Below are 8,612 nucleotides of genomic sequence, written 5' to 3' on the forward strand. Positions count from 1 at the left end.
ATAATTTTCACTGTTAGCGGGTTGATCTTGATTATAATTTTGAGAGGTATAATTGTCTACGTCCGTAAAAATTTCGTCTTCTTGTTTGGATTCGAAATAATTTCGGTACATAAAGCTGGTTGCAGAAGCACTATTATCGGCTTTAACTCTTTGCGAACCGGAATAAATTCCATCGCGATCCTCGTAGGAAGTGTTATTGTATGTTCCGCAGGAAATAAAGGAGGACAGAACTACTCCTGTTGCCAAGAATAGCGACAGACGAATGGGTATATATTTAAAAGTTTTCATATCTTATGGGGTTTTTTATTGTTGGTCTTTACAAAAATAGTTAGTTTTGCCGAACTATTTAGTTAAAATAAGTTAAACAATTTTTATGCCAATCTATTCATTATGAGTAAGAACTTAACAACGCGTTCTCAAGATTATTCCAAGTGGTACAATGAATTAGTGGTCAAAGCCGACCTAGCCGAAAATTCAGGTGTTCGGGGCTGCATGGTAATCAAACCATACGGTTACGCCATTTGGGAAAAAATGCAAGCAGAACTCGACCGAATGTTCAAAGAAACAGGACACAGTAATGCCTATTTTCCGTTGTTCGTTCCCAAAAGTATGTTTGAGGCAGAAGAAAAAAATGCCGAAGGTTTTGCGAAAGAATGTGCGATTGTTACACATTATCGATTGAAAAATGACCCCGACAAACCTGGGAAATTAATGGTTGATCCAAACGCTAAGTTGGAGGAAGAATTAATTGTTAGACCAACAAGTGAGGCCATCATTTGGTCTACTTATAAAGGCTGGGTTCAATCCTACCGCGATTTGCCTTTACTGATTAACCAATGGGCAAATGTCGTGAGGTGGGAAATGCGAACACGCTTATTTTTGCGTACCGCCGAATTTTTGTGGCAAGAAGGACATACCGCTCATGCTACTCGTTCAGAAGCTATCGAAGAATCGGAAAAAATGATGAACGTATATGCTGATTTTGCTCAAAATTTTATGGCAATTCCTGTTATTAAAGGATTGAAAACAGAAACTGAACGATTTGCAGGAGCCGAAGAAACCTATTGTATTGAAGCGCTAATGCAAGACGGTAAGGCACTTCAAGCCGGGACTTCACACTTTTTAGGTCAGAATTTTGCAAAAGCATTTGATGTAAAATTTGCTACAGCTGAAGGAAAACAAGAATATGTTTGGGGGACTTCATGGGGTGTTTCGACGCGTTTGATGGGGGCTTTAGTCATGACGCATTCAGATGATAACGGATTGGTTTTGCCTCCAAATTTGGCGCCAATTCAAATTGTAATCGTTCCTATTTACAAAACCGAAGAGGAGTTTGTAGCTGTTTCTGCAGCAGCACACACGTTGGTAAGTCAATTCAAAAAATTAAAAATTTCAGTGAAGTTTGACGATCGAACCACTCATAAACCAGGATTTAAATTTGCAGAATGGGAATTGAAAGGTGTTCCAGTGCGAATTACAATCGGTCCGAAAGACATAGAAAACGGTACATTTGAGGTAGCAAGACGCGATACTTTGAGTAAAGAAGTTATTTTAAAAGATGAAATCGTGGAGCATGTAAATGTGCTTTTGGAAACAATTCAAAACGATTTGTTCCAAAAAGCTTTGCATTACAGAGATACTCATATCACAGAAGTGCATTCTTTTGAGGAGTTTAAAACGGTTTTAGAAGATAAAGGTGGGTTTGTGTCCGCTCATTGGGATGGAACTCCAGAGACCGAAGAAAAGATAAAAGAATTGACCAAAGCAACCATAAGATGTATCGCTTTAGACCAAGTAAAAGAGGAGGGAAGCTGTGTGTTTACTGGGGAGCCGAGTACTGGTCGAGTGCTTTTTGCAAAGGCTTATTAAAAAAAGTCAAAAATTTTTACGCTTACTATTGCGTGAATAAAAAATAGTTGTATTTTTGCATCCGCATTCAAGAAGCTTGGCCCGTTCGTCTATCGGTTAGGACGCATGGTTTTCATCCATGTAAGGGGGGTTCGATTCCCCCACGGGCTACTACTTTTTTTGAATCCAGAGTTGGCACTAACTTTAAAAGTGATTTGGCCCGTTCGTCTATCGGTTAGGACGCATGGTTTTCATCCATGTAAGGGGGGTTCGATTCCCCCACGGGCTACACAATACAATCTCATTTTATTATAGATTGGAAAGAACTTAGAGAATAATGGTCCGTTCGTCTAGGGGTTAGGACGCCAAGATTTCGTCTTGGTAACAGGGGTTCGATTCCCTTACGGACTACAAAAATTAGTTGTAAATAAGTTTTGTAAAATAAAGTTTGGTGTCTCGAATTTTATTTTATTAGTTAAAACCAAAGTGATTGTCATGCAGTTGTGGGAGGTTTTTCTTTTTTAACTAGTATTATAAATAATTATTACATCTAAAATTTAAAAAAATGGCAAATCATAAGTCAGCTTTAAAAAGAATCAGAAGCAACGAAAAAAGAAGAGTATTAAACAGATACCAACACAAAACTACGCGAAATGCGATCAAAGCTTTGCGTTTGGCAACAGATAAAGCAGATGCTTCTGCAAAATTATCAGCTGTAATTTCTATGGTAGACAAACTAGCTAAGAAAAATATTATTCATAATAATAAAGCTTCAAACTTAAAATCTAAGTTAACAAAACATGTAGCTAAATTGTAATAACTACAATTTACTTTCAAAATAACAAAAAGCGCTCAGTGATGGGCGCTTTTTTTTGTTCCTTATTTTGTATAAAGCATTTTTGAAACAGCTGGATTTCAGTTTTTACAATTATTTCTGGTTACCACTTTTCGCGTTAGGGGTTGAAGTGAAAATCCTTTTTGTGAGGAACGAACAAAAAGATTGTAACGGAAAACCCGACCCGTAGGGAAACGCCCAAATTTCTGAAATAGGAAAGGTTAACAATACTGGAATAAAGCTCTTTTTACCTTTCGTTGTATTAAATTCTAGTAACCTTTGCTGCAAAATAGCTGTCTAAACCTACCATTTAGATTATTAAAGAGTTAAGTTGTATATTTTTGATAATTTTTTTCAAAAAAAGCGTACATTTGCACCCACAAAAAATATTAGATGGAATCTATAAGAAACATTGCAATTATTGCCCACGTCGATCACGGTAAAACTACTTTGGTTGATAAAATTATGTATCACTGTCAACTTTTTCGCGACAACGAAAACACAGGTGACTTAATCCTTGATAACAACGACTTAGAGCGTGAAAGAGGTATTACCATTACTTCTAAAAACGTTTCTGTTCAGTATAAAGGAACAAAAATTAATATTATCGACACTCCTGGTCACGCCGATTTTGGTGGCGAAGTAGAGCGTGTATTGAACATGGCCGATGGTGTATGTTTGTTGGTAGATGCTTTTGAAGGACCAATGCCACAAACGCGTTTTGTTTTGCAAAAAGCGATTGATTTGGGCTTGAAACCTTGCGTGGTTATCAATAAGGTAGATAAAGAGAATTGTACCCCTGAAGAAGTACATGAAAAAGTTTTTGATTTGATGTTCGAACTTGGGGCAACTGAAGAGCAATTGGATTTTCCAACGGTTTACGGTTCTGCTAAAAACAACTGGATGTCGGAAGATTGGAGAAATCAAACGGACAATATCGAACCATTATTAGATATGGTTATCAAGAACGTTCCTCCACCAAATGTTGGAGAGGGAACGCCACAAATGCTTATTACTTCTTTAGATTTTTCTGCATTTACAGGTCGTATCGCTATCGGTCGTCTTGAAAGAGGAGTGTTGAATGAGGGAATGCCAATTTCATTAGTAAAAAGAGATGGTACTGTTATAAAATCACGTATTAAGGAGCTTCATACTTTTGAAGGACTTGGTCGTAAAAAAGTGGCACAAGTAATAGCTGGAGATATCTGTGCGATTATTGGTGTTGAAGGATTTGAAATTGGTGACACTATCGCTGATTTTGAAAACCCTGAAGGTCTGCAAACCATTGCCATTGATGAGCCTACAATGAGTATGTTGTTTACAATTAACGACTCTCCTTTCTTTGGTAAAGAAGGAAAATTTGTAACTTCTCGTCATATTAGAGACCGTTTGACAAAAGAATTAGAGAAAAACTTGGCTATGAAGCTAGGTGAAACAGATTCTGCTGATAAATTTATGGTTTTTGGTCGTGGTGTATTGCACTTGTCCGTTCTTATTGAAACAATGAGAAGAGAAGGTTATGAGTTGCAAATTGGTCAACCACAAGTTATTATCAAAGAAGTTGATGGTGTAAAATGTGAGCCAATTGAAGAACTAACAATCGATTTGCCAGAAAACCTTTCAGGAAGAGCGGTGGAATTTGTGACGCTTCGAAAAGGCGAAATGTTAAGCATGGAAACCAAAGGCGAACGAATGATTATCAAATTCAACATTCCATCACGTGGTATTATTGGTTTGAGAAATCAATTGTTAACGGCAACCGCTGGTGAAGCGATTATGGCACACCGTTTTATCGGTTACGAACCTTACAAAGGAGAAATTGCAGGACGAAATAAAGGTTCACTAATTTCTATGGAAAAAGGAAAAGCTATTCCTTATTCTATCGATAAATTACAAGATCGTGGTAAGTTTTTTGTGGAGCCAAATGCCGAAATTTACGAAGGTCAGGTAATCGGCGAAAATTCTCGTGGTGATGATATGTGTGTAAACGTGACCAAGGAGAAAAAGCAATCCAACGTACGTTCTTCTGGAAACGACGAAAAAGCGAGAATCATCCCGCCAATCATTTTCTCTCTTGAAGAAGCTTTAGAATACATTCAAAAAGACGAGTACGTTGAGGTTACACCAAAATCAATTCGTTTGAGAAAAATATATTTGACAGAAACGGATAGAAAAAGATATAAAATCTAAACTGTTTTTTAAATTCCAATTTCAAAAATCCCAAATTCCTCCCGAAACTTCGGGGTTAGGAGTTTGGGATTTTTTTGTGTTTTTACGAATTTGGAATTTGGTACTTCCTTATTGGAAATTTTTTTTCCTTTTTGTAATTTGGAATTTCCCATTTGGAATTTGGCTATTGGAATTTGGAATTTACCATTTGGAATTTAATTTTCCTTAGAAGTCATTTCTGCTTTCCGCTGCAATCAGGGCTAGCAATGCAATTTACTGATAAGTTACACTAAACTTTGTTTATTCCAAAGTTCAAAATATTTACCATTTTGAGACAGCAAACTTGTATGGTTTCCAGACTCCAGGATTTTTCCATTTTCCATAACTAAATGGTGTCAGCGGATGCAATCGTACTAAGTCTGTGAGCGATTACAATAATGGTTTTTCCAGCAGATTTATAATCATCTATGGTGTTTTTGACTTTTTTTTCAGACAAAGTGTCCAATGCGGAAGTGGCTTCGTCCATAAGCAGTATTTCAGGATTTTTGTACAATGCTCTAGCAATTGCCAATCGCTGTCTTTTGTCCGCCAGAAAGCATGGCACCATTTTCACCTATTTGTGTATGAAAACCGTTAGGTAGTTTTTCTACAAATTCGGTAATTCCTAATTGTTTGGACAAATCAAAAACCCGTTGCATATTGGGAAACGATTCGCCAAGTGCGATGTTTTCAATGATATTTCCAGAGAATAGGCTTAAATTTTGTGGAATCACACCAATATACTTTCTCAAACTCTCGTAGTGAATTTGAGTAATATCATAATCACCTAAGTAAATTTTCCCTTCTTTGATAGGATATAAGTTTTGAAGCAATGCAATTAATGTTGTTTTTCCACTGCCACTTTCACCAACAATTGCACTGGTTTCCCCTTTTTTAATTTGAAGATTGAAATTGTTAAACACTTCCATTCTTGACCCATATCTAAACGATACATTTTCAAAAGTAATATTTCCAATAAGTTCTGGATTTAATTCAATTTTATTTTCATTCTCGTTCCAAATCCATAATTTCAAACAATCTATCGGCGGCGATCATTGCATTTTGAATGGTTTTGTTCATTGAGATTAAAGAAGCAACTGGCGAAGTAAAATAGCCAATTAAAGCGTAAAACGAAAATAATTCACCTGGTGTAATTTCGCCATCAATTACATATCCAGAACCTATCCAAAGCAAGATGACCGTAAAAATAGAAGCTAAAACTTGTGTTGATGTGTCTGCAAAAACACTATTTAAACCTGATTTAAATCCTGTAAATAGAAGTTTTACAAATTTATTTTCTGTTTTTAAATTTGTGAATTCTTCAATTCCAAATTCTTTAATGGTTCTGACGTGAGAAACACTTTCCACTAACTGTGTTTCCAATTCTGCCGCTTGTTCCATGATTTTTCGCTCTACTTTTTTGTTGAATTTGTTCATCAAAAAATAGATAATCGCATAAAACGGGATGATTAATAAAATAACTAACGCTAATTTCCAATAATAAGTAAACATTAAGACAAAAGAAAAAATCAGAATAAAAATATTCACAATCAAGTCAATTGCTACTTCATTTATAAAAGCCCTAATTTTTACTGCATCGCTAATTCTTGATGTGATTTCTCCAATATGCATGGTGTCAAAAAAGCGTTGAGGCAAACGAAGTAAATGTTTGTAGTAACCTAAAATTAACTTGGCATCAATTAATTGCCCAGTTTTCATTACCATAATACTTTTGGTTGCCCCAATGAAAACTTGTAGCAATATGATGCCAATCATGCCAACACTCAAAAGATTCAAAAGGTTTCTGTTTCCTTCTACCAGTACATAATCGGTTACTTTCTGAACATAAATTGACATAGCCAAACCTAAAACTGTATAAATTACAGCACCAAACAAAGCTTGAGTTAAGATGGTTTTGTGAGGCTGGATCAAATCCCAGAATCTGCCAAAAGTAGATGTCTTTTCGTTTCGTTCAATGAAATCATCATTCTTTGCAAAAAGAATTAAAACGCCTGTCCAAATTTTTTGAAAATCTTCATTGCTATAGGTTATCATTTTTCCATAACCAGGATCCATTGCTACAATTGTGGTTTTGGTTACCTTATAAATCACCACGTAATGGTGCAATTGTTCTTTCACAATTACGTGTGCAATAGCTGGAAGTGGAATTTTGGGCAAAGCATCAAAACCGCCTTTAACACCTTTTGCTGTGAAACCCATTTTTTCCGCCGCTTCAATAATACCCAGCACGTTCGTACCACGTTTATCGGTATTGGCAAATTGTCTAATTTTTGCAATAGGAAGATTCACTTTAAAATGATTGCCAATTGATGCTAAACAGGCTGCACCGCAATCTTTTATATCGTGTTGTTTTATTTTTATAGATGTCATCTTTTTCTGTCATGCTGAATTCATTTCAGCATCTAATTCGTAATTCGTTTCGGATTCAACCAGTCGTCCACTTTGTCAAACAGCAAGTCATATAAACTTCTGCGAGTGATGATGTATCGCGTAGTTAAAGTCATGCCTTTTGAAACTTCGGTTGTGTATCCAGATTTTAATTTCAATTCTTTGGTATCTAACGCACAACGCACTTTAAAGTAGGCTTGATTATCTTGAAGCGTTATATTTTTATCAATATCGATTACTTTGCCAGTTAGCATTCCCCATTGGTTATAATTGAAAGCATCCAACTGAAATTTTACTTTTTGTTTGGTTTTGATTAATCCAATATCGTTTGGTGAAACCGTGCTTTCAACAATTAAATTTTCTGTCGGCGAAATTTGTGCAATCGGTTGTGATGCCGTAATATTTGAACCCACTTGCAAACCAGAAAAGCCTTCAATAGTGCCGGAAATAGGTGCAATAAGCACGTAGTTTTTTGCTTCCACTTGTAGTTTGTTATTAGCACCGGCATAGTTTTTAAGCTGCAACTCTAGTTCGTTCTTTTTGTTTTGCCAGTTGGCAGTTTGTTGCTTGATATAGCTTGCCAATGCTTGAGTGGCAAAGCGAAGTTCAAACAAATATTTTTCATATTCGGCCTTTGCAATTACGTCTTTTCCAAATAATATTTTTTGACGTCTAAAATTGCTAGTGGCTTGGGAAATTTTACTTTGCAATTCTGTTTTTTGTGCTACAAATTGATAATACTCTTTCCTAATCATAGAAGTTTCTAAAGAATCTGATTTACTTTCCAAGGCTCTTTTCAGGTCTTTTAAAATAATTTCGTTTGAAACTACTAATGTGTCGTTTAATTGTTTTTCGGTTGTGAGGTTTTCGTTTGATATGGTAAGCAAGGTATCCCCTTTTGCAACTGAAAGATTATTTTTTAGATGCAACGCCACAATTTTGCCGCTCACCACTGTTGCCAGTGGTACATTATCTGTTTTACTTCTAATTATACCACGACTTTGACTGCTAATATCTACTTTGATAGCAGGTAACAAAACTATAAAAGTTGCAATTGCCAAAACTACTGCCAAATAGATGGAAATATTCTTGGATTTGTTTTTGGCAATAAGATTTTCGAGGGTGTTGATGGGGTCTGAACTTAGGTTCATAGGTATTCATTTCTAGAAAATACAGTGATTAATTAATTTATTGCATTGTTGGCGAAATGCTAATCAATTTTTAAGAGTCTGAGCTTCTCTTCAACAAAAAAACATAATAAGTTGATAATTTATCACATTAAAACTTTACCAAGGGGGATTAATTATTAAAT

The 8,612-nt window shown here is 35.7% G+C and carries 4 protein-coding genes, 3 tRNA genes and 2 pseudogenes; 6 read left to right on the forward strand and 3 right to left on the reverse strand.

Going from position 1 to position 8,612, the window contains the following annotated elements; all coding sequences use genetic code 11:
• Nucleotides 1-288, reverse strand: a pseudogene (locus ACIQ2X_RS10890) (hypothetical protein); the annotation flags it as partial.
• A gap of 102 nt (nucleotides 289-390) precedes the next feature.
• On the opposite strand from ACIQ2X_RS10890, the gene proS reads away from it, so the two are divergent.
• From proS to typA, 6 genes are all read left to right on the forward strand, one after another.
• Nucleotides 391-1,869, forward strand: a complete 1,479-nt coding sequence (gene proS, locus ACIQ2X_RS10895) for a proline--tRNA ligase (RefSeq protein WP_396178955.1) — start codon at nucleotides 391-393, stop codon at nucleotides 1,867-1,869.
• A gap of 78 nt (nucleotides 1,870-1,947) precedes the next feature.
• Nucleotides 1,948-2,019: transfer RNA gene (locus ACIQ2X_RS10900), tRNA-Glu, on the forward strand.
• A gap of 46 nt (nucleotides 2,020-2,065) precedes the next feature.
• Nucleotides 2,066-2,137, forward strand: a tRNA-Glu gene (locus ACIQ2X_RS10905).
• 50 nt (nucleotides 2,138-2,187) lie between these two features.
• Nucleotides 2,188-2,259 (forward strand) — tRNA-Glu (locus ACIQ2X_RS10910).
• A gap of 154 nt (nucleotides 2,260-2,413) precedes the next feature.
• Nucleotides 2,414-2,665 carry a 30S ribosomal protein S20 gene (gene rpsT, locus ACIQ2X_RS10915; protein WP_396178956.1) on the forward strand — a complete coding sequence of 84 codons (252 nt, stop codon included), beginning with the start codon at nucleotides 2,414-2,416 and terminating at the stop codon, nucleotides 2,663-2,665.
• A gap of 411 nt (nucleotides 2,666-3,076) precedes the next feature.
• Nucleotides 3,077-4,873 carry a translational GTPase TypA gene (typA, locus tag ACIQ2X_RS10920; RefSeq protein ID WP_396178957.1) on the forward strand — a complete coding sequence of 599 codons (1,797 nt, stop codon included), beginning with the start codon at nucleotides 3,077-3,079 and terminating at the stop codon, nucleotides 4,871-4,873.
• Nucleotides 4,874-5,136: 263 nt separating this feature from the next.
• Here the strand turns inward: typA and ACIQ2X_RS10925 are convergent.
• Both ACIQ2X_RS10925 and ACIQ2X_RS10930 read right to left on the reverse strand, forming a co-directional pair.
• Nucleotides 5,137-7,282: pseudogene (locus tag ACIQ2X_RS10925) on the reverse strand (peptidase domain-containing ABC transporter).
• Nucleotides 7,283-7,314: 32 nt separating this feature from the next.
• A complete protein-coding gene (locus ACIQ2X_RS10930) occupies nucleotides 7,315-8,451 on the reverse strand; it encodes an HlyD family secretion protein (protein WP_396178958.1) in 1,137 nt (378 codons plus the stop codon).
• Nucleotides 8,452-8,612 lie beyond the last annotated feature (161 nt).

It is taken from the genome of Flavobacterium sp. (genome assembly GCF_044368625.1).
Taxonomy (GTDB): domain Bacteria; phylum Bacteroidota; class Bacteroidia; order Flavobacteriales; family Flavobacteriaceae; genus Flavobacterium.

Coding starts and splice junctions, on each gene's coding strand:
- typA (WP_396178957.1), top strand. CDS start 3,077: ATGGAATCTATAAGAAACATTGCAATTATTGCCCACGTCGATCACGGT.
- ACIQ2X_RS10930 (WP_396178958.1), bottom strand. CDS start 8,451: ATGAACCTAAGTTCAGACCCCATCAACACCCTCGAAAATCTTATTGCC.
- proS (WP_396178955.1), top strand. CDS start 391: ATGAGTAAGAACTTAACAACGCGTTCTCAAGATTATTCCAAGTGGTAC.
- rpsT (WP_396178956.1), top strand. CDS start 2,414: ATGGCAAATCATAAGTCAGCTTTAAAAAGAATCAGAAGCAACGAAAAA.